Here is a 20,914-nt window from a genome sequence, read left to right as displayed (position 1 = left end):
CTTTTTTGACAAGCCCGATTATCCCCGCTCGCCAATCATGTTCTTCACCAAATCAACACAGCGCAAGAAGCGAGAATCGTAGTCAGGTTCTTCTACATGAACGTAGCTGATGTTGTTCTCATCAAGCATCGACACCAAAAGATTCTGGAACGATTTCCTGTCGGTATCACTGCCCAGGCTACGCAAGCCATCGGCTACCCACGGCGTGTTGTTTTCCAGCAAAATCACCAGATCAAAGCGGTACTCATCAATCAGCGCCTGCACAAAAGGGTGCTCACGCCCTTCATATTTTTTGCAGAATGCCTGAGTGGTAACAAAGTCAGTATCGATAAAAGCGACTTTATTGGCATATTTAACTGCAAAATCAACGTACTGCGCATGGCCGATGGCAATTTTATCGTAGTCAGAATATTGCAATGCCATCTCATCGCCACCCAGATGGGAAAAGACATAGTCACGCCCGTATTCCCAGGCGCTGGTCGTGTTGAAAATGTTGGCAAGCTTATTCACCATCCACGACTTACCGCTCGACTCACCGCCCAGAATCGCAACGGTTCGGACAAAGAACGGTTTCACTTCAGTTGGAATGTATTCCCAGTAGCGGAACGGGTTTTCGCGGATCTGCCCACCGCTGATATTCATGAAGGTGCGCTTCGGGTCTATCAGCACCGTTTCAATACCGAGCTGTTCGTTAAACCGTGGCGCATCATTCTCTTCAGAGGTGTAGATACAGTCAGGATTGATGCCTTTGCTTTCCATGAAAGCTTTGATGCCACGGCTCCAGACATCCCAACCATGTGGATACGGCTCCATCCCTTCTTCGTTAAACGAATGAATACGAATGTTTTTCTGGTACTTAAAGGTCTGAAGCAACCAGCGCAGACGGTCGCCGGTTGTCGGCTGTTGCGACATGGCACTGTCTTCAAACAGAAGACGATCGCGGGTTTCGTCATAGCCCATAATGATATGTAACTCATCAACCTGGCTTGCGGCGCGTTGAATCAAGTAGATATGGCCGGTATGCAGTGGATAAAACTTCCCGAATACAACACCGACCTTTTTCTCACGGCGGGGAAACTCCAGGCCGAGGAAACGGTGCAGGGCTTCAAGTTTTTGAGCGCTTGGGCTTTTGATTTTGGCGTTAAGTAGCTGGCTCAGATAGCCCTTGGTCATACCGCAGGATTCCGCAACTTGCTGCAGCGTAACGTTCTGCTGGCGAATTGCGGTTTTTAAATACTCAAATGACGACATGCTGCCTGCCTCCTGCAAAATTGGGCGAATATACAATTATAAGTCTTGTAAGTCGTCAAACACTGACAGCGCATCAGCAAGTTTTTTCACCCCGAAGACCTGCATCCCTTCCGGTAATTTTTTCGGCACATTGGCCTGCGGCACAATCGCACGTTTAAAACCGTGTTTTGCGGCTTCAGAAATACGCTCCTGCCCGCTTGGCACCGGGCGAATTTCACCTGCCAGCCCGACTTCACCAAACACCACTAAATCTTGTGGCAGAGCCCGGTTGCGCAGACTTGAAACCATCGCCAGTAAAAGCGCGAGGTCAGCACTGGTTTCGGTGACTTTCACACCGCCAACCACGTTCACAAATACATCCTGATCGGCCATTTGCAGGCCACCGTGGCGGTGCAAAACGGCCAGCAAAATCGCCAGACGGTTTTGCTCAAGACCAACAGCAACACGACGCGGGTTGGACATCATAGACTGATCCACCAGCGCCTGAATCTCTACCAGCAGCGGACGAGTCCCTTCCCACACCACCATCACTGAACTACCGGGAGTCACTTCATCACCACGGCTCAGGAAGATAGCTGAAGGGTTACTCACTTCGCGCAGACCTTGTTCCGTCATGGCAAACACACCCAGCTCGTTCACCGCGCCAAAGCGGTTTTTATGGCTGCGCAAGGTGCGGAAACGGGAATCGGCATCGCCATCAAGCATCACCGAGCAGTCGATACAGTGTTCGAGAACTTTTGGCCCGGCAAGTGAACCGTCTTTGGTGACGTGGCCGACCATGATAATTGCCACACCGCGCGTTTTGGCAAAGCGCGTCAGGTAAGCGGCAGACTCACGCACCTGCGCCACGCTGCCCGGCGACGATTGTACGTCGGCCATGTGCATCACCTGAATGGAGTCGATTACCATCAGCTTCGGCGCTTCTTCTTCGGCAATCATGCAGATTTGCTCGATACCGGTCTCCGAAAGCATATTCAGGTTGTTAGTCGGTAAGCCTAAGCGGTGGGCACGCATTGCGACTTGTTGCAGCGACTCTTCACCCGTGACATACAGCGTTTTCATCTGTTCGCTGAGTTTGCACAGTGTTTGCAGCAGCAGCGTGGACTTACCCGCTCCTGGGTTACCGCCAATCAGAATGGCGCTACCCGGCACAACGCCGCCGCCCAGTACGCGGTCGAACTCTTTAAAACCAGTGGAAAAACGCGGCAGCTCTTCGAGGCTGATATCAGAGAGTTTTTGTACTTTGCTGACGCCCGCACTGCCGGCATAACCAGACAAACGCTCGTTACGCGCAACTGTCGGCGAGGCGGCAATACGCACCTCAGTGATAGTGTTCCACGCCTGACAGGCGCTACATTGCCCTTGCCAGCGAGGATAATCTGCACCACATTCGTTGCAGACAAATGCACGTTTCGGCGCTTTCGCCATTAGCGTTCTTCCTGAATAAGACTGCCTGAAAGAATACAGAATACACCCATCAAATCAGCATGACGGATGGTGATTTCTGTTTTCTCATTAACCTTAGGTTTCGCGTGATAAGCGATACCCAGCCCGGCAGACAGAATCATTGGTAAATCATTCGCACCATCACCAATTGCCACAGTTTGCGCGACAGGGATTTCATATTTATCCGCAAGGCGCTTGAGCGTATCTGCTTTGAATTGGGCATCAACAATTTGACCAATGACTTCACCGGTCAGTTTGCCGTCGCAAATTTCCAGCTCATTTGCCACAACCGCATGTAAATGCAGTTTATCGCGCAGATACTCTGCAAAGAAGGTGAAGCCACCGGAAGCGATAGCCACTTTCCAGCCTAGCGATTCGAGCTTAAGCACCAGAGAAGTCAGCCCTGGCATCAGCGGCAGTTCATCACGCACCTGGCGCAAAATAGATGCATTTGCCCCTTTAAGGGTCGCAACGCGTTGCTTCAGGCTTGCCGCGAAGTCCAGCTCGCCACGCATCGCGCGCTCGGTCACTTCCGCTACCATTTCACCGGTGCCCGCCAGTTTAGCGATTTCATCGATACATTCGATTTGGATGGCGGTGGAATCCATGTCCATCACCAGCAGACCTGGCGTGCGCAAGTGTGGGATTTTACCCAGCGGCGCGACATCCAGCCCAGCATCGTGGGCAAGTTTGGTAGCTCGCGGCGTTAATGAACCCGCCAGGCGAATAACCTGATAGTCTTCAACACACCACGCGGTGACGATAACCATCGCCGCGCCTAGCTTTCGTTGATAGCGATTCAGGCACTCTTTATCCAGATTCCGACCATACAGAAGCCAGCCGCTGCGGCCAGCACGGTAATCGAGTGGCATAACTTCATCACCACTTAGCGATAGTGGCAACCCAGGCCAGAGGGAGACATCGGTCGGCAGGTCGCACCAGGTCAGACTATTTGGCATCACAGCTCCAGAAAAAAGATAAAGGCCAGAGTAAAAGATCGCATGAGGCTACCTTGTGAACGTTGCTTCTGGCAACATTAAAGTACGCAATTTTCCTAAGGTGCATTATGGCTCGGGCAAAAATGAAATTCAGGCTGCATCGTGCAGTGATTGTGCTTATCTGCCTCGCACTTTTAGTCGCGCTGATGCAGGGAGCATCATGGTTTAGCCAGGGGCATCAACAAGCCCGCAATGTGCAGCTTGAAGAGCTGGCCAAAACGCTGGCGCGTCAGGTGAGTTACAACCTGGCGCCACTGATGAAATCCGAAAACCCTGATGAGAAAAAGATTTCAGCCGCCCTCAAGTTACTGACCCAGGATAGCCGTATTCTTGATGCGGGCGTTTATGACGATAGCGGCGGCCAAATCGCGCGAGCAGGTGAAGGAATTGGCGTGCGTGACAGGCTGGCGCTGGATGGCAAAAAAGCAGGCAGTTATTTCAATCAGCAAATTGTTCAGCCGATTGAAGATAAAGACGGGACGGTTGGCTATCTGCGAATCACACTAGATACCCACACGCTCGCTACTGAAGCCAAACAGGTGGATAACACCACCAATATTTTGCGCCTGATGATGTTGCTGGCGCTGGCAATTGGCATTGTGCTGACGCGTACTCTTTTGCAGGGCAAACGCACCCGCTGGCAGCAGTCTCCTTTCCTTCTCACTGCGAATACCGAAGTGAAAGAAGATGAGGAAGAACAGGCTGACAATAAGCTATAAATAAGAAAGGATTTCTACGATGACGACCTTACGACTACTGATTTCTGACTCTTACGATCCCTGGTTCAACCTGGCCGTAGAAGAGTGTATTTTCCGCCAGATGCCTGCAACTCAGCGCGTGCTCTTTTTATGGCGTAACGCAGATACCGTAGTTATTGGCCGGGCGCAAAACCCCTGGAAAGAGTGCAATACCCGTCGAATGGAAGAAGACAACGTGCGGCTGGCGAGACGCAGCAGCGGCGGTGGCGCGGTGTTCCACGATCTGGGCAATACCTGTTTCACCTTCATGGCTGGAAAACCGGAATACGACAAAAGTGTATCTACCGCTATTGTGGTTAATGCACTCGATTCACTGGGAATTAGCGCGACTGCTTCCGGGCGCAACGATCTGGAAGTTGCCACTGCTGAAGGGCCACGCAAAGTTTCAGGTTCCGCGTATAAAGAAACCATGGATCGCGGCTTCCATCATGGCACACTGCTGCTCAACGCAGATTTAAGCCGCCTGGCTAACTACCTCAATCCAGATGAGAAAAAGCTGAAAGCCAAAGGGATAACGTCTGTGCGTGGACGCGTGGCAAACCTCAGCGACCTGCTACCTGGCTTAACCCATGAGCAAATATGCGATGCTGTGTGCGAATCATTCTTTGCCTGGTACGGCGAGCGCGTTGAAGCGGAACATATCTCGCCTGATGCCCTGCCCGACCTACCCGGATTTGCGGAAACCTTTGCCCGCCAAAGCAGTTGGGAATGGAACTTCGGCCAGGCTCCGGCGTTTAGTCATCTGTTGGACCAACGTTTTAGCTGGGGCGGCGTCGAACTGCATTTCGATGTCGAAAAAGGCCATATCACACGCACGCAAATCTTCACCGATAGCCTGAATCCGGCCCCGCTGGAAGCGCTGGCGGCGCGTTTGCAAGGTTGTGTGTATCGAAGCGACATGCTGCAACAGCAGTGCGAAACGCTGATTGCCGATTTCCCAGAGCAAGAAATGGAACTGCGTGAACTGAGCGCGTGGATTGCGCAGACGGTGCGCTAGGCAAGGCGCTTAACGCTGGCTTCAACCGCATCCAGTTCAGTTGACATTGCACGACTCAGCTCGCGAAAACCTTCGCTAATCCCTTGATTCTGGCTTGCATCAAGCCAGAACCGGCGAGCATAGGGCAGCATTTCCAACCACACCTCGCGCGGCACAACGGGATCAATCTGCGGTTTTACCGGTTCTCTGCGCATATTCCCGACGCTGTTCGGGGCAAAAGCCATGGGTAGCATGTCGTAGACAGGAGCCAGCCGCAGTGGCATATCAGACAGATAGAACGAAAGATTCCCTGCGTGCATATCGCTGTTGGCTATCAACCGACCAAATGCCCAGAGGCGTTGCGTCAGGCGCAAAGTTGCAGGTTCAACCGACTTTTGGACGAGTAATTTTTCCATCGTGACGGGCCAATGCTGTGCCCCGCTGGCAAACTCACTCTGTACGGCTTCAAGTGAGACAATTCCTCTGCGGCCCTGCTCACCAATGCAGTCAAAACGAATGACTTCAAGGAATGTTTGGCTTTGCGTATTGGTCAGAACTTTTGCCGTCGAGGCGGGGATACCGGCCTGAGCCAGAGTGTTGAGCGCTAAAGCTTCCGCATAAAGCAAATCAGACCAGCGCTGGCTATTCTCGTTTTGTAGCAACGGGGTAAATTTAACGATGACATGCGCCGGCCCGGTCGTAGTTTGTGCATAACAGGTAAATTTAGGCTGTTCGCCACCCGCTGACGACCCAACGATATCGCCCGCCAGTGCGCTACTCGCCAGTTCGCTATAAACCGATAATTTATCAGCATCCGCAATCACCGGAGGCAAAGGCGTATCAAACCAGCGCCGATAGCTTTCCTCGCCGACTAACCAGCCACCCAGGTTTTCCGCTACCTGCTGTGATAGCGCCAGTAGAACATCTTCCTCCTGCCATAAGCGGATATCTTCCGGTAGCCCCGCTTGCTGCGCTAATTTGCGCCCCCACGTTCTTCCCAAAAAACCCTGTGGGCGAAGGTCGGTCAAATACCATGGGATCCCGTCAAACCACTGCGCAACACCATTATTCAGAATGACCAGACAACTGCCCTGCGGCCAAATGGGATACAACTCACCAAAGCGCCATGCCTGCCCGAAATCATCAATTTGCCACAACGGGAACTGGTGAATCTGACGAACAGGGCGGCTCAGGGCGTAGCGAGTCGCTCTGGCGGCACCCGCTTTAATCACATTGCTCTGAGCATTTACAAGACGTGAAAACGTCGCCTGGCTGACACCCAAACGCTGCCGCAAGGAGTTTGCAGTTTGTGGCCCATGGAGTAATAAATCAGTCAAAGTGCTCATGTGAATAGATTTGTGAATAGATACTTGAATAGATTTATAGCGCTATATAGTTGAAAGGTAAAGTAGGTGAGTAGAATGAGGGAGTTTAAGTGAATAGATACTTCGAAGGATAAAGGGTGCCGAAGCACCCTTTAAAATCTTACTCTTTGTCGCCCAGTAACACAGATTCAAGAGCAATCTTGATCATGTCGTTAAAGGTGGTCTGGCGCTCTTCGGCAGTAGTCTGCTCGTGAGTACGGATATGGTCAGATACAGTACAGATAGTCAGTGCTTTAGCACCGAACTCTGCTGCCACGCCGTAGATACCTGCCGCTTCCATTTCCACACCCAGGATGCCGTATTTTTCCATTACATCAAACATGGTTGGATCTGGCGTGTAGAACAGGTCTGCGGAGAAGATATTGCCTACGCGAGCGTCTACGCCCAGCGCTTTAGCTGCATCAACAGCATTGCGAACCATATCGAAGTCAGCGATAGCTGCGAAGTCGTGGTCTTTGAAACGCAGACGGTTAACTTTAGAGTCGGTGCAAGCACCCATGCCGATAACCACGTCACGCAGTTTCACATCCGCACGAACCGCGCCGCATGAACCCACACGAATGATTTTCTTCACGCCGAAATCAGTGATCAGCTCTTTGGTGTAGATGGAGCAGGACGGGATACCCATACCGTGACCCATTACGGAGATTTTGCGACCTTTATAAGTACCGGTGAAGCCCAACATGCCACGCACGTTGTTCACTTCACGAACATCTTCAAGGAAAGTTTCTGCAATGTGTTTTGCACGCAGCGGGTCGCCAGGCATCAGTACTACGTCAGCGAAATCACCCATCTCTGCATTAATGTGTGGAGTTGCCATATCTATATCCTTGTTTTAAGAGGTAAACGTCTGGGCGGATAAAACATCTCACCCAAATCTGTAATCCATATACCCTAAATAATTCGAGTCGCAGGTAGGCGGCAAGAAAGCGAATCCCCAGGAGCTTACTTGAGTAAGTGACTGGGGTGAGCTTTTGCAGCCAACACCCCTGCGGCTCGAAGAATGACGAGTATCACAGCATGTTCTTACCGTAGTCCATCGGGGATGTACCGAAATAGCTAGCAACGGTCTGGCCGATGTCCGCGAAGGTTTCACGGTGGCCCAGAGATCCAGCTTTCACTTTCGGGCCGTAGACCAATACCGGAATGTGTTCACGAGTATGGTCTGTGCCTTGCCAGGTTGGGTCACAACCGTGGTCAGCGGTGAGGATCAGAATGTCATCCTCTTTCAGCAGTTCCATCAATTCAGGCAGACGGCGGTCAAACAGTTCTAGTGCTGCGGCATAACCCGCAACGTCGCGGCGGTGGCCGTAAGATGAGTCAAAATCAACGAAGTTGGTGAACACGATAGTGTCATCACCCGCTTCTTTCATCTCTTTAATGGTGGCATCAAACAGCGCATCCAGGCCCGTCGCTTTCACTTTTTTGGTGATACCGACTTCAGCGTAGATATCCGCAATTTTGCCCACGGAAACCACCTGGCCATTTTTCTCATCAACCAGTTTTTTCAACACGGTTGGTGCTGGTGGTTCAACAGCCAGGTCATGGCGGTTACCAGTACGCTGGAAGTTACCCGCTTTATCACCAACAAACGGACGCGCGATAACACGGCCAATGTTGTAGCCACCTTCGGTCAACTCTTCACGTGCGATTTCGCACAGCTCATAGAGTTTGTCCAGGCCGTAAGTTTCTTCGTGGCAAGCAATCTGGAACACAGAGTCAGCAGAGGTATAGAAAATCGGCTTGCCGGTTTTCATATGCTCTTCGCCCAGCTCATCCAAAATCACAGTACCGGAAGAGTGGCAATTACCGAGGTAACCTGGCAGGTTTGCACGCTCAACCAGTTTATCCAGTAACTCTTGTGGGAAGCTGTTTTGCGTATCGGAGAAGTAACCCCAGTCGAATAACACAGGAACACCAGCGATTTCCCAGTGACCAGACGGAGTGTCTTTACCTGATGACAGTTCATGCGCCCAGCCATATGCGCCGATAACTTCTGCATTACCGTCCATACCTGCTGGGATTTTGCCGGTAGAGCCTTCGGCGGCTTTTACCAGACCCAGGCGGGTCAGGTTTGGCAAATTCAGTGGTCCTTGACGACCTTTGTCTGCTTCGCCTTTGGCACAAGCCTCTGCAATGTGCCCGAAAGTATCAGAGCCAACATCGCCAAATTTTGCTGCATCTTCTGTTGCGCCGATACCGAAAGAGTCCAGCACCATAATAAATGCACGTTTCATAATTTCTCCTGCGTCGTTGCGCCTGAAACGCCCGGAGGCGTTTCAAAAAGTGATCAGATCAGTATGCCAGCAATTAGCTAATACGGCGATACACATCTGGCGTTTGTGCCGGTGCGGTCTCGTTAACTTTAATTGCCGCTTTAACAGCATGTGCCGCTTCCTGCCATTGAGCTTCACTTGCTGCATGAATCACTGCCAGTGGACGTGAGGTATCTACACTCTCGCCCAGACGAGCCATGTCGGTAAAGCCGACGCTGTAGTCGATGGTGTCAGAAGCCTGGCGACGACCACCGCCCATGGAAACGACCGCCATACCTAATGCACGAGTGTCCATCTGATTTACGAAACCAGCACGGTCTGCGAATACAGGTTTGCTCAGAACCGCGGTTGGCAGGTATTTCGCGTAGTTTTCGACGAAGTCTGCCGGCCCTTTTTGAGCTGCAACCATACGACCAAATACTTCTGCCGCTTTACCGTTATCCAGCACAGCTTGCAGTTTGGCACGCGCTTCAGCGTCGTCTTTCGCAAGGTTGCCGGAAAGTAACATTTCCACGCACAGCGCCATGGTCACTTCATGCAGACGTGGATTGACGTATTCGCCAGTAAGGAACTGCACCGCTTCACGAACTTCAACAGCATTACCCGCGCTGGATGCCAGCACCTGGTTCATGTCGGTGAGTAGCGCCGTGGTTTTAACGCCCGCGCCATTTGCCACGCCAACAATCGCTTCAGCCAGTAATTCAGAAAGCTCATAAGTAGGCATAAATGCGCCACTGCCCACTTTCACATCCATCACTAACGCATCCAGGCCTTCTGCGAGTTTCTTCGCAAGAATTGATGCGGTGATCAGCGGGATGGAGTCTACGGTCGCGGTAATGTCACGCGTCGCGTAGAAACGCTTGTCAGCAGGAGCCAATGAGTTTGTCTGGCCGATAATCGCCACGCCGACATTTTTAATAATGTCGCGGAAACGGTTATCGTCCGGGAAAATATCAAAGCCTGGGATCGCTTCAAGTTTATCGAGCGTACCGCCAGTGTGGCCTAAACCGCGGCCAGAGATCATTGGGATATAACCGCCGCATGCCGCCACCATTGGGCCAAGCATTAAGGACGTCACATCACCCACGCCGCCCGTTGAATGTTTATCAACGATTGGGCCATTTAGGTTAAGGCTCTTCCAGTCCAACACGGTTCCTGAATCTCGCATCGCCATGGTCAGTGATACGCGTTCAGGCATAGTCATGTCGTGGAAGAAGATAGTCATTGCCAGTGCGGCAATCTGCCCTTCGGAGATGGTGTTATCTCGAATACCATTAATGAAGAAACGAATCTCCTCATCGCTGAGAGCATGACCATCACGTTTTTTACGAATAATTTCTTGAGCGAGGAACAAGGTAACCCCCTGAGTTTATCAGGTGAAATGCGGCGGGGAGCCCGCCGCAAGGAAGAGATTAGTAAGCGCTTGTGCTTTTGCCGTCACCATGACCCAGCGCTTTTAACAAGCTTGCGAGCAGGCTGGAAGCACCAAAGCGGTAGTGACGGGAATCAGCCCAGTCAGAACCAAACAGATCATCAGCGATAGACAGGAACAGCGCTGCATCTTCAGCAGTACGCACGCCACCAGCTGGTTTAAAACCAACCGTTTTTTCAACGCCCATATCACGAATAACTTCCATCATAATGCGTGCGCTTTCAGGTGTTGCGTTGACTGGCACTTTACCAGTAGAGGTTTTGATGAAATCAGCGCCTGCTTTGATGGAGATTTCGGAAGCTTTACGAATCAGCGCTTCTTCTTTCAGCTCACCCGTTTCGATGATGACTTTCAGCAAAACGTTAGCCGCGGCACAGGCTTCTTTACAAGCTTTCACCAGTTCGAAACCAACTTGTTCGTTACCGGCGATCAGCGCACGGTATGGGAACACCACATCAACTTCGTCTGCGCCATAAGCGATAGCAGCACGAGTTTCAGCCAGCGCTATTTCGATGTCGTCGTTGCCATGTGGGAAGTTGGTCACCGTAGCGATGCGAATATCAGGAGTGCCCTGAGCATTCAGAGTTTTACGCGCGATTGGGATGAAACGCGGGTAGATACAAATAGCTGCGGTGTTGCCCACTGAAGTTTTTGCCTGATGACAAAGTGCGATCACTTTTTCATTAGTGTCATCGTCATTCAGAGTGGTCAGATCCATCAGTTTCAGGGCACGCAGGCTGCTTGCAGTTAAATCGGTCATAACATTCTCCAACAAAAGATATAGAATCAGTTGCGATGTTATAATTATAACATTCACAACCCTGATGGTTTTGCGGATAGCTTCACAAAAGCCACGATGAAATTACATAATTTGTACAGTATATGTGATTTAACAACGAGCGATAACGGAAAATTCATCGCCAGATATAAAAAATGGCCGACGCAAGCGCCAGCCATTGATTTCACAGAGATGTTATAATTTTAACATCTCTTTTTTATAATGACAGGAAGACCCCGGCAATTGTGGCACTCATCAGGTTTGACAATGTACCTGCTGCTACAGCCTTAAGACCTAACTGTGCAATATCATGACGACGGTTTGGAGCCATGCTTCCAAGTCCACCAATCAGGATAGCGATAGAAGAAAGGTTAGCAAAACCACACAGAGCGAAGGAGATAATTGCTTTGGTGTGATCTGACAGAACTTGCAGACCTGCTGCCGCTACAGTGGCGTCATCTTTCAGGTATTCCCCGAAGTTCAGGTAAGCAACAAATTCGTTGATGATTAACTTCTGGCCGATGAAGGAACCAGCAACGTTAGCTTCACTCCACGGTACACCGATAATCCATGCCAGCGGTGAGAACACCCAGCCGAGAATCAGTTCCATAGATAGTTGCGGATAGTTGAACCAACCACCAATGCCAGAAAGCATGCCGTTAAGCAGCGCTATCAAAGCAACAAACGCCAGCAGCATTGCACCCACGTTCAAAGCCAGTTGCATACCAGAAGCTGCACCTGATGCCGCCGCATCCAGCACGTTTGCCGGGCGGTCTGGATCGTTTTTCAAAGAGTCCAGTTCAGGTGAGTCGTTTGGCGTTTCTGTCTCAGGCAAGATAATTTTGGCGAACAGTAACCCGCCAGGGGCTGCCATGAATGAAGCGGCAATCAGGTACTCTAGTGGCACGCCCATTTGCGCGTAACCTGCCAGTACTGAACCTGCAACAGAAGCCAAACCACCACACATAACAGCGAACAGTTCTGAACGCGTCATAGTGGCGATATAAGGACGAACAACCAGCGGAGCTTCAGTCTGACCAACAAAGATGTTTGCTGTTGCAGAAAGAGATTCTGTACGAGAGGTTTTCAGAATCTTACGCAGACCACCGCCGAGAATACGAATAACAAACTGCATAATGCCAAGGTAGTACAGCACAGCAATCAGTGAGGAGAAGAAGACGATAATTGGCAGAACACGCAGTGCGAAAATAAAGCCACCGCCGCCAAAGACTTCGAACATTTTGTCTGAAACTAAGCCACCGAACAGGAAGGAAATACCGGCGTTACCGTAACCAATTACGTTAGCGACCCCTTCGGACATAGCGAGCAGAACCTGGCGACCGACCGGAACATACAGGATTAGCGCCCCGATACCGACCTGAATAATCCATGCACCTAAAACAGTACGCAGATTAATTGCTTTGCGATTACTGGAAAGTAAAACGGCGATCAGCAGCAGAACGATCATGCCGATCAATCCCATGAGTAGTTGCATACAGAATCCCTGTGTATTGAATGAAAAAGGAAAACGAACTAAAAAACGACAGCGGGCGGGATTATAACGGTAGGGAGGCCAGTAAATGGAATGGCAATCACGTATTTATAGACATCCACGGAAACGTTTGTCTTATTAAGTGAGCTAGGTCACATTTTGTTACTTACTATTTCATTTCAAATAATTCATTGCAGTTATTAATAATCGCATTCGCGATAACTTCGGGAGATTCTGAACGCAGCATAGAAAGTGTCTGAAACACATTAACTATGCGTTCCGGGCGATTCGGTTGCCCCTGCCAGCCGTTAAGCGGCATATCAGGTGCATCCGTTTCCAGCACCAGCGCGCTAAGGGGTAAGCGCGCCATTACATCGCGCGTTTTGCTGGCGCGTGGGTAAGTAATCGTTCCACCCACACCAATTTTGTAACCCATCGCCACAAAACGTTCGGCCTGTTGCAGGCTCCCCGAGAAGCCATGTACCACACCAGTGCGCGGTAAATTATGACGCTTCAAATGCGCGGCAAGTTTGTCGTGCGTACGACGGGAATGGAGAATGACAGGTAAATCATAACATTTTGCCAGTTTTAGCTGGGCATCCAGCACCGCTTCTTGTTTATCAAAAAGCGGATTTTCCATATAAAGATCGAGTCCTATCTCACCAATAGCCACTAATTTTCCCGGCCGCTGTTTCAGGTGATGTTCGAGCAACGCCAAAGACGCATCCTGATGCTTGTGAATCACTATCGGATGCAAACCTAACGCGGCATATAGCGCCGGATAGTTGTCTGCCAGCGCCAACACCGTGCTAAACCGCTCAGCCTCGATTGCCGGAACAATGATTTTTGTTACGCCCGCTTGCGCGGCGAGGGCAATGCTGTTGGCTTCATCATCGCTAAATGGCGGAAAGTCGAAGTGACAATGGGTATCGTAAAACGTCATCGTCACGCCGTATCTTCGTTATTGAAAGAGGAGTCGTTAGCTTCTGGTGTTTCAATCACCGCTTTAGACAATGGCTCAGTGACCACGGCCTGTGGAACGACCACCGGCCCCGGAACCACAATACGCGGATGATGACGTTTTATTGGCGGCTTATCCGACAGCCATTTCCCTACGGTTGCGAGAAAGTAACGCCCGCATAAACGTCCAGTTTTATAGTCGGTATTTAGCGCAGGTAATCGACTGCCCAATGCAGAGCTCATCAATGGTTTCGGCGGGTAAATCTCGAAGATACGCAGTTTACCTGGCGGCTTTTCAATGAAGTTTTGAATCTCGCGATAGCTGGCTTCATGGTGATGCACCAGGTTTAATAAGGGCTGCAGGCTACTGTCACCCAACCAACGCTCCATGCGTTTAAACCATTCAGGTGTGTAATACATTTGCGAAGGGACGGTGCGAATCACCACCAGTGTATCAGCCCCCAGGCGTACAGCTTCTCTCACCGGAACCGCATCGCTTATTCCACCGTCCTGGTAACCGATGCCGTCAATCTCCACCCCGCTACGGTAAAAACCTGGAATCGCGCTTGAGGCTTTCAGAAGATTCAGCCATGTGCCGCTGTCCGGGGAAAAATATCCCGGCGTGTAGTCGTCACTACGACAGGCGCACATATAAAATTCCTTACCAGATTCAAATAGCTTTTCGGCCGTCGTCATTGAAAGCGGGATTTTGGTGGAAGTGGATTCCACGAGCCAATCGAGGTCTATGAGATGCCCGCCACGCACAAAGCGCAGAGGATCAAAAAATTCGCGAGTTGTGGTAAATCGAGTAATGACTCTTCGAGCGTATCCCGGCTGGTGACAAACGTAAGCCGAAAGGTTTTGCGCACCGGCAGAAGTGCCTAAGAAGAGGTCAAACGGGTTGAAATTAGCGCGCATAAATTCGTCCAGCACGCCAGCTGTGAATATCCCACGCTGCCCGCCGCCTTCACAAACAATGGCGAGTTTTCCGGGACGAAACTTTGGAAGCGCAAGCGGCGAAATATTGCCGAGCGTTACGGGTATTCTTTGTCCCACCCTGCTTTCCTTGGTTCTTTATCCTTCATCTTTTAAGTCGCAGGGGTGTTGGCTGCGCTCAATCACCCCAGTCACTTACTTCAGTAAGCTCCTGGAGATGCTCTCCCTGGCCGCCTACCTGCAACTCGAAATCTAAAGGATAATTATTATTAGATATTGGTTATTTGATAGTCGCTTAAAAACGCGAGAGCCAGTCTAAATTAGACTGGCTCTCTGGTCTGTCTCAAAATGATTATATACCCAAATAATTCGAGTTGCAGGAAGGCGACCAGGCCGTAAGTCCCCAGGAGCATAGATTACTATGTGACTGGGGCGAACGGGTGCAGTCAACGCACCTGCGGCTCAAAGTATGACGGGTATGCTATGGGCGTTTTCGACCCATAAACAGGCTAACCAGGAACAGAATAATACCTACCACGAAGACAATTTTTGCTGCACCTGCCGCAGTACCCGCGAGAGTACCAAAACCCAGTGCTGCTGCAATCAACGCAATGACCAGAAAAATAATGCCCCAACGAAACATAAGCTTCTCCTTAACCATAATGAACCCGAATCGCTTCTGGATGAGTGCCAGATACACACTCATTGGCGATATTGAGTAACGATGTTGCTGACCTACTCCCCCGGCATTACACCGAAGGAGAAAGTTTCTATATGCCCTGTTACTTCACTTTCAGGTCGTTTTTGACGCTTTTCACGCCATCAACTGCTTTAGCGATACTCTCGGCTCGAGCAGACTGCGCATTCGATTCCACGGTACCGGATAGCTGTACAACACCTTCAGTGGTTTCCACTTTCACGTGACGTGAAGGGACGATGTCATCAGCTAAAAGTTTAGCTTTAATTTCGCTAGTGGTCGCAGTATCGCCTGCATAACCGCTGACAGATTTATCAGACCCGTTACGCACATGAAGTTTATCGCTCACGGAAGAAACCCCTTCCACGCCTTTTGCGACAGTGACGGCCTGTTCGGCCTGCGCCTGGCTTTCAACAAAGCCACTTAGCGTTACCACTTTCTTGTCCGTTTTCACTGAGATATCAGTGCTTTTGATGCTGTCGTGATCGACCAGTGCAGCTTTTACTTTCGCAGTAATTGCACTGTCATCCATGAAATTACCGACGTCTTTCACGGAGCTATCGATTTTTTCGCCTGCTGTGTCCGCTGTTGATTCGGTTTTGTTAAGCATCTTGTCTTCTGCTAAAGCGCTACCGCTTGCCAGCACAGAGCCAAGAACAACAGCTAACAGAGTTTTAGAAATCTTAGTCGTAGTCATAGTCATCGATTAATTCCTATAGTTTTGCTCACTATTTGAGCACAAGCCTTTACGTAACGGCTTTCCTTAAAAATTGGGCTAACGCTTACAGCCCAAAAATTTTCCGTTCAGTTTTTAATAGCGCCAGGAAAAATGAGTACAAATGAACTCGCCAGAAATCTTCATTTACGTGGCGTTTTCAACCAACCAATTTGTCACTGGTTTGTTAAATATAGACAACAATCACGGAATTGCATGGCGGAATGGGATGAACATGAGGGAAAAGCAGGAAATTAAGAACAATCCGTAAGGGATTAATAAGACGGGAAAAGTAGCAGGACGCGACGGCTGCCGCGCCCTGAGAGACGATTAGTGCTCGCGGGTTTTACGGAAGGTGACTTCCGGGTAGCGATCTTGCGTCAGGTTCAGGTTGACCATAGTTGGAGCGATATAAGCGAGGTTGTCGCCGCCATCGAGAGCCAACTGCATTTCGTTTTTCCGTTTGAATTCTTCAAACTTCTTAACGTCCGTGCTTTCTACCCAACGCGCCGTTGAGACGTTGACCGACTCGTAAATCGCCTCAACGTTGTATTCGCTTTTCAGGCGCGCCACAACCACGTCGAACTGCAGTACACCGACCGCACCAACAATCAGATCGTTGTTCGCGATTGGACGGAATACCTGTACCGCACCCTCTTCAGAAAGCTGTACCAGACCTTTAAGCAACTGCTTCTGCTTTAATGGATCACGCAGACGAATACGACGGAACAGTTCCGGTGCGAAGTTCGGGATACCGGTGAACTTCATCATTTCGCCTTGAGTAAAGGTATCACCAATCTGAATAGTGCCGTGGTTATGCAGGCCGATAATATCGCCTGGATACGCTTCTTCAACGTGTGAACGGTCACCCGCCATAAAGGTCAACGCATCAGAAATCACCACATCTTTACCGGTACGAACCTGGCGCAGTTTCATGCCTTTTTCATACTTGCCGGAAACCACACGCATAAAGGCAACGCGGTCACGGTGTTTCGGGTCCATGTTGGCCTGAATCTTAAATACGAAGCCGGTGAACTTATCTTCTTCCGCTTTCACTTCGCGGGAATCCGTTTTACGCGGCATTGGCGCTGGCGCCCAATCAACCAGGCCATCGAGCATGTGGTCAACACCAAAGTTGCCCAATGCAGTACCGAAGAAGACTGGTGTCAGCTCACCTTCAAGGAACAGCTCACGATCAAATTCGTGGGAAGCACCCTGAACCAGTTCCAGCTCATCACGCAGTTGCGCTGCCAGATCTTCACCGACAGCAGCATCCAGCTCTGGGTTATCCAGCCCTTTAACGATGCGCACTTCCTGAATGGTATGGCCTTTACCTGTCTGATAAAGATAAGTTTCGTCTTTATAAAGGTGGTAAACGCCTTTGAACAGCTTGCCGCAACCGATAGGCCAGGTGATTGGTGAACAGGCGATTTTCAGCTCGCGTTCAACTTCATCCATCACTTCCATCGGGTCGCGGATATCGCGGTCGAGTTTGTTCATAAAGGTGAGAATTGGCGTATCGCGCAGACGGGTAACTTCCATCAACTTACGGGTACGATCTTCTACACCTTTCGCGGCGTCAATAACCATCAAACAGCAGTCAACAGCGGTCAGAGTACGATAAGTATCTTCGGAGAAGTCTTCGTGCCCTGGGGTATCGAGCAGGTTAACCAGGCAGTCGTGATACGGGAATTGCATTACAGATGTGGTAATTGAGATACCACGCTGCTTTTCCATCTCCATCCAGTCAGATTTAGCATGCTGGCTGGAACCACGGCCTTTTACAGTACCGGCGGTCTGAATTGCCTGTCCGAACAGCAACACTTTTTCAGTGATGGTCGTTTTACCGGCATCGGGGTGAGAAATGATCGCAAAAGTGCGGCGTTTCCCCACTTCTTGCAAAAAAGGAGACAAAGTCATAATGAAATCTTCTGTGAATTGCGCACAGATATCACTGCGCGGCAAATGAACGTTACCTGACGGCTATTCTACCCATCAGGTGAGGTTTAACAATCGGCTGTAAGCAGTCATTAGTTACACAACAATCGCTCCAGTTCACTTAATGTGGTCACTTCCCAGGTCGGCGTGATGCCTTCCGGTAAGCTTCGTCCATGGGCATTGAGCCAGCAGGTGGCAATGCCTGCGTTCATGCCGCCTAAAATATCTGATTCCGCAGTGTCACCAACCATCATTACTCGGTCGCGTGGCGGCTGGCCCATTTGCTCAAAAGTGTAATCAAAAATCTTACGATCGGGTTTCGCGACGCCGACCTGTTCAGAAATCACCAGCAAATCGAAATAATCGCGCAGACCGGTACGCTCCAGGCGAATTTGCTGCAACGCAGTAAAACCGTTGGTGATAATACCGATTTTCACTTTATCTTTTAACGCATTAAGCAGCGAAACAGCACCAGGCAGCGGCACGCAAATTTCGGCCATAGCGTTAAGAAATGCTGCATTAAGGTCACCCGCAGGCACTGATAATCTTTCGGACCACCCCTGGAAACGCTGATGCTGTAAATGAAGCGCGCTAATGGTTCCATTCTGGTAATCGGTCCACAAAGGTTTGTTAACCGCCTGGTAATCCTGGAAATCTTCAGCGGTAAAGGTCACGCTATAATCGAGAAACATCCGCTGCAAGCCGCCGAAAGCGTCAAAGGTAAATAGCGTTTCGTCAGCATCAAATAAAATCCAGTCCCAGTTCATCAACACACCTTTTTCAAATTAGCCTAACGGTAACGCCATGATGATGGCGTCTTCGCGACCCTCTTTTGTGGGGTAGTAGTTACGGCGAATCGTCGCCTCGTTAAAGCCCAGACTTTCATAAAGTGCGATCGCTGCCGTATTTGAGGCGCGCACTTCAAGCCACAGGGTAAACACATCACGCTTTTCCAGTTCGCTGATTAAATGCTCCAGCAACTGGCGGCCCAATCCCTGACGTTGAAAATCAGGATCGACCGCAATATTAAATAATGTCGCTTCATCCAACACGACTTGCGTCACCGCAAACGCCGCCATTTTGCCGTCTACGTCGAGACGAAAATTCAAATAGCGTTCACCTTCGTTACTGGCGAAGGTTTTTTCACTCCATGGGAAAGCATGGCTGCGAAGTTCAATGGCGTATGCCGAGCTTAAGTCACTGGTGGTGAGGGAAGAAATCGTTTTCATGTTCGCAAATTTGCAGCCACAGCGCTTGTCGTGCCGCGCCATTTTCATAAAGCTCGTTTAATTCGGGAGTCGCCAACTGCGCACCGGGAATGGGGAGTTGTTCACTCACACCCAATCGCCAGCTATTACAGCGGCTGTCAGTTGGCAGCATCGCGGCTCGTTCAGGCGTCAGTTGCATCACTTGCTGTGCGCACAGATTCAAACTGCGCAAAACATCGTTAACCAACGGATCGCTTAAATCTGGAAGGTCTTCGGCAACCATCAGCAATTTGACGTTTTCATGCAGCGAGACGGCAATTTCGCCCTGTAACGCAGCCGGGCGTCGCAGCTCCCATTGAGTAATGCCCAGTTGTTGTAACAACCAGTCACGTCGCAAAGGTATTTGAGGCATAGCGAAACCTATTGAGAGTGCCAATTGGGGCGCAAATATAGCAAATTCATCGAATATGCGCCATTAAAGCTCTATAATCGCCGCTCTGTTTTATGAGGAGTGTTCTGATGTCTGCGTTAACCCCGGCAAGTGAAGTGCTGCTGCGCCATAGCGATGATTTTACCGAAAGCCGCGTGCTGTTTGCCGGTGACTTACAAGACGATCTGCCAGCCCGTTTCGAAACGGCAGCAAGTCGCGTTCATACCCAACAATTTCACCACTGGCAGGTATTGAGCGCTCAGATGGGCGAAGATGCACAATACGGCCTGGTGGCGGATGCCAGCACCCTTGGCGATTGCAACACCCTGATTTACTACTGGCCGAAGAATAAGCCAGAAGCGCAGTTCCAGCTGATGAACATTTTGTCTTTAATGCCGATTGGCAGTGACATTTTTGTGGTGGGTGAGAACCGTAGCGGCGTTCGTAGTGCCGAGCAAATGCTCGCCGAATTCTGCCCGCTGAATAAAATCGACAGCGCGCGTCGTTGCGGCTTCTATCACGGTCAACTGGAAAAACAGCCACAGTTTGATGAGAATTCCTGGTGGGATGAGTATCAGCACAATGATATGACCATCAAAACGTTGCCGGGCGTGTTCAGCCGTGATGGCCTGGATACCGGCAGTAAATTGCTGCTTTCCACGCTGACTGCGCACACCAAAGGTAAAGTGCTGGATGTAGGTTGTGGCGCTGGCGTGCTGGCGGTAACCCTGGCTAAACATTCTCCAAAAGTCCGTCTGACTTTGTGTGATGTTTCTGCTCCAGCCGTTGCAGCAAGCCGCGCAACGCTTGCAGCCAACGAGATCGCAGGCGAAGTCATCGCCAGTAACGTCTATTCCGAAGTGAATGGTCGTTTTGACATGATTATCTCAAACCCACCGTTCCATGATGGTTTGCAAACTAGCCTTGATGCAGCTCACCAGCTGATTCGCGGCGCAGTCCGCCATCTGAATATGGGCGGTGAATTGCGTATCGTAGCGAACGCCTTCCTGGCCTATCCGGACGTGCTGGACGAAACCTTTGGTAACCACGAAGTGATCGCTCAGACAGGGCGTTTCAAAGTTTACCGCTCAGTTGTGATGCGTGGCGTGAAGAAGCGTTAATACAACACAGTGCCGCTTTTTCCAGCGATTAGAAAAGCGGCACCAAATTAACTGTTGACGACGCGCAGAAAACATCTAGAATGCGCCTCCGTGGTTACAATACTTCGGTGTTGTGGG

At 50.4% G+C, this 20,914-nt stretch carries 20 protein-coding genes; 3 read left to right on the top strand and 17 right to left on the bottom strand.

Annotated features, from left to right (window positions below):
* Nucleotides 1–18 precede the first annotated feature (18 nt).
* From nadR to serB, 3 genes are read right to left on the bottom strand one after another with little or no spacing between them, the layout of a single operon-like run.
* Nucleotides 19–1,251: a multifunctional transcriptional regulator/nicotinamide-nucleotide adenylyltransferase/ribosylnicotinamide kinase NadR gene (nadR, locus tag LVQ77_RS11890; RefSeq protein WP_232864629.1), complete on the bottom strand. Its 1,233-nt coding sequence runs from the start codon at nucleotides 1,249–1,251 to the stop codon at nucleotides 19–21.
* Nucleotides 1,252–1,287: 36 nt separating this feature from the next.
* Nucleotides 1,288–2,679: a DNA repair protein RadA gene (radA, locus tag LVQ77_RS11885; RefSeq protein WP_232864630.1), complete on the bottom strand. Its 1,392-nt coding sequence runs from the start codon at nucleotides 2,677–2,679 to the stop codon at nucleotides 1,288–1,290.
* Complete coding sequence (serB, locus tag LVQ77_RS11880; protein WP_232864631.1) at nucleotides 2,679–3,656, bottom strand: phosphoserine phosphatase; 978 nt, start codon at nucleotides 3,654–3,656, stop codon at nucleotides 2,679–2,681. Before serB ends, radA begins: the two co-directional genes overlap by 1 nt.
* A gap of 107 nt (nucleotides 3,657–3,763) precedes the next feature.
* Between serB and LVQ77_RS11875 the strand changes: the two genes are divergently transcribed.
* Both LVQ77_RS11875 and lplA read left to right on the top strand, forming a co-directional pair.
* The gene (locus LVQ77_RS11875) at nucleotides 3,764–4,414 is read left to right on the top strand and encodes a YtjB family periplasmic protein (protein ID WP_232864632.1); all 651 of its coding nucleotides are present in this window, start codon (nucleotides 3,764–3,766) and stop codon (nucleotides 4,412–4,414) included.
* A gap of 19 nt (nucleotides 4,415–4,433) precedes the next feature.
* Nucleotides 4,434–5,450 (top strand): lipoate--protein ligase, encoded by a 1,017-nt coding sequence (gene lplA, locus LVQ77_RS11870; protein WP_232904516.1) that lies wholly within the window; start codon nucleotides 4,434–4,436, stop codon nucleotides 5,448–5,450.
* Here the strand turns inward: lplA and yjjJ are convergent.
* The 14 genes from yjjJ to LVQ77_RS11800 all read right to left on the bottom strand — a co-directional run bounded on the left by yjjJ (nucleotide 5,447) and on the right by LVQ77_RS11800 (nucleotide 19,658).
* Nucleotides 5,447–6,775, bottom strand: a complete 1,329-nt coding sequence (yjjJ, locus tag LVQ77_RS11865) for a type II toxin-antitoxin system HipA family toxin YjjJ (RefSeq protein ID WP_232904515.1) — start codon at nucleotides 6,773–6,775, stop codon at nucleotides 5,447–5,449. The genes lplA and yjjJ overlap by 4 nt on opposite strands.
* Before the next feature lie 139 nt (nucleotides 6,776–6,914).
* The gene (gene deoD / locus LVQ77_RS11860; protein ID WP_034459469.1) at nucleotides 6,915–7,634 is read right to left on the bottom strand and encodes a purine-nucleoside phosphorylase; all 720 of its coding nucleotides are present in this window, start codon (nucleotides 7,632–7,634) and stop codon (nucleotides 6,915–6,917) included.
* Nucleotides 7,635–7,827: 193 nt separating this feature from the next.
* Nucleotides 7,828–9,051 carry a phosphopentomutase gene (gene deoB / locus LVQ77_RS11855; RefSeq protein ID WP_232864635.1) on the bottom strand — a complete coding sequence of 408 codons (1,224 nt, stop codon included), beginning with the start codon at nucleotides 9,049–9,051 and terminating at the stop codon, nucleotides 7,828–7,830.
* Nucleotides 9,052–9,124: 73 nt separating this feature from the next.
* Nucleotides 9,125–10,444: a thymidine phosphorylase gene (gene deoA, locus LVQ77_RS11850; RefSeq protein ID WP_232864636.1), complete on the bottom strand. Its 1,320-nt coding sequence runs from the start codon at nucleotides 10,442–10,444 to the stop codon at nucleotides 9,125–9,127.
* Nucleotides 10,445–10,502: 58 nt separating this feature from the next.
* On the bottom strand, nucleotides 10,503–11,282 hold the full coding sequence (deoC, locus tag LVQ77_RS11845) for a deoxyribose-phosphate aldolase (RefSeq protein ID WP_232904514.1): 780 nt from the start codon (nucleotides 11,280–11,282) through the stop codon (nucleotides 10,503–10,505).
* A gap of 235 nt (nucleotides 11,283–11,517) precedes the next feature.
* Complete coding sequence (locus LVQ77_RS11840) at nucleotides 11,518–12,795, bottom strand: NupC/NupG family nucleoside CNT transporter (protein WP_232904513.1); 1,278 nt, start codon at nucleotides 12,793–12,795, stop codon at nucleotides 11,518–11,520.
* Between the two features lie 166 nt (nucleotides 12,796–12,961).
* Nucleotides 12,962–13,741, bottom strand: a complete 780-nt coding sequence (locus LVQ77_RS11835; protein WP_232864638.1) for a TatD family hydrolase — start codon at nucleotides 13,739–13,741, stop codon at nucleotides 12,962–12,964.
* A complete protein-coding gene (locus tag LVQ77_RS11830; protein WP_232904512.1) occupies nucleotides 13,738–14,808 on the bottom strand; it encodes a patatin-like phospholipase family protein in 1,071 nt (356 codons plus the stop codon). Before LVQ77_RS11830 ends, LVQ77_RS11835 begins: the two co-directional genes overlap by 4 nt.
* A 361-nt stretch (nucleotides 14,809–15,169) precedes the next feature.
* Nucleotides 15,170–15,331 (bottom strand): DUF1328 domain-containing protein, encoded by a 162-nt coding sequence (locus LVQ77_RS11825; protein ID WP_064513877.1) that lies wholly within the window; start codon nucleotides 15,329–15,331, stop codon nucleotides 15,170–15,172.
* A 139-nt stretch (nucleotides 15,332–15,470) separates the two neighbouring features.
* Nucleotides 15,471–16,088, bottom strand: coding sequence for a molecular chaperone OsmY (osmY, locus tag LVQ77_RS11820; protein ID WP_151993071.1), 618 nt, complete (start codon nucleotides 16,086–16,088; stop codon nucleotides 15,471–15,473).
* Between the two features lie 342 nt (nucleotides 16,089–16,430).
* Entirely contained in the window at nucleotides 16,431–18,020 is a 1,590-nt protein-coding gene (prfC, locus tag LVQ77_RS11815) for a peptide chain release factor 3 (protein ID WP_232864640.1), read from the bottom strand.
* Nucleotides 18,021–18,130: 110 nt separating this feature from the next.
* Entirely contained in the window at nucleotides 18,131–18,805 is a 675-nt protein-coding gene (gene yjjG, locus LVQ77_RS11810; protein WP_232864641.1) for a pyrimidine 5'-nucleotidase, read from the bottom strand.
* An 18-nt stretch (nucleotides 18,806–18,823) separates the two neighbouring features.
* Nucleotides 18,824–19,267 carry a ribosomal protein S18-alanine N-acetyltransferase gene (gene rimI, locus LVQ77_RS11805; RefSeq protein ID WP_120064756.1) on the bottom strand — a complete coding sequence of 148 codons (444 nt, stop codon included), beginning with the start codon at nucleotides 19,265–19,267 and terminating at the stop codon, nucleotides 18,824–18,826.
* Nucleotides 19,236–19,658, bottom strand: coding sequence for a DNA polymerase III subunit psi (locus LVQ77_RS11800; RefSeq protein ID WP_233337906.1), 423 nt, complete (start codon nucleotides 19,656–19,658; stop codon nucleotides 19,236–19,238). The genes rimI and LVQ77_RS11800 overlap by 32 nt, the downstream gene beginning before the upstream one ends.
* A gap of 107 nt (nucleotides 19,659–19,765) precedes the next feature.
* Between LVQ77_RS11800 and rsmC the strand changes: the two genes are divergently transcribed.
* A complete protein-coding gene (gene rsmC, locus LVQ77_RS11795) occupies nucleotides 19,766–20,797 on the top strand; it encodes a 16S rRNA (guanine(1207)-N(2))-methyltransferase RsmC (RefSeq protein WP_232904511.1) in 1,032 nt (343 codons plus the stop codon).
* The last annotated feature ends 117 nt before the right edge of the window (nucleotides 20,798–20,914 follow it).

The organism is Buttiauxella cochleicola, from assembly GCF_021282435.1.
Taxonomy (GTDB): Bacteria; Pseudomonadota; Gammaproteobacteria; order Enterobacterales; family Enterobacteriaceae; genus Buttiauxella; species Buttiauxella massiliensis.
The sequence above is the reverse complement of the archived record's forward strand: the minus strand, read 5'-3'. Positions and strand labels throughout refer to the sequence as shown.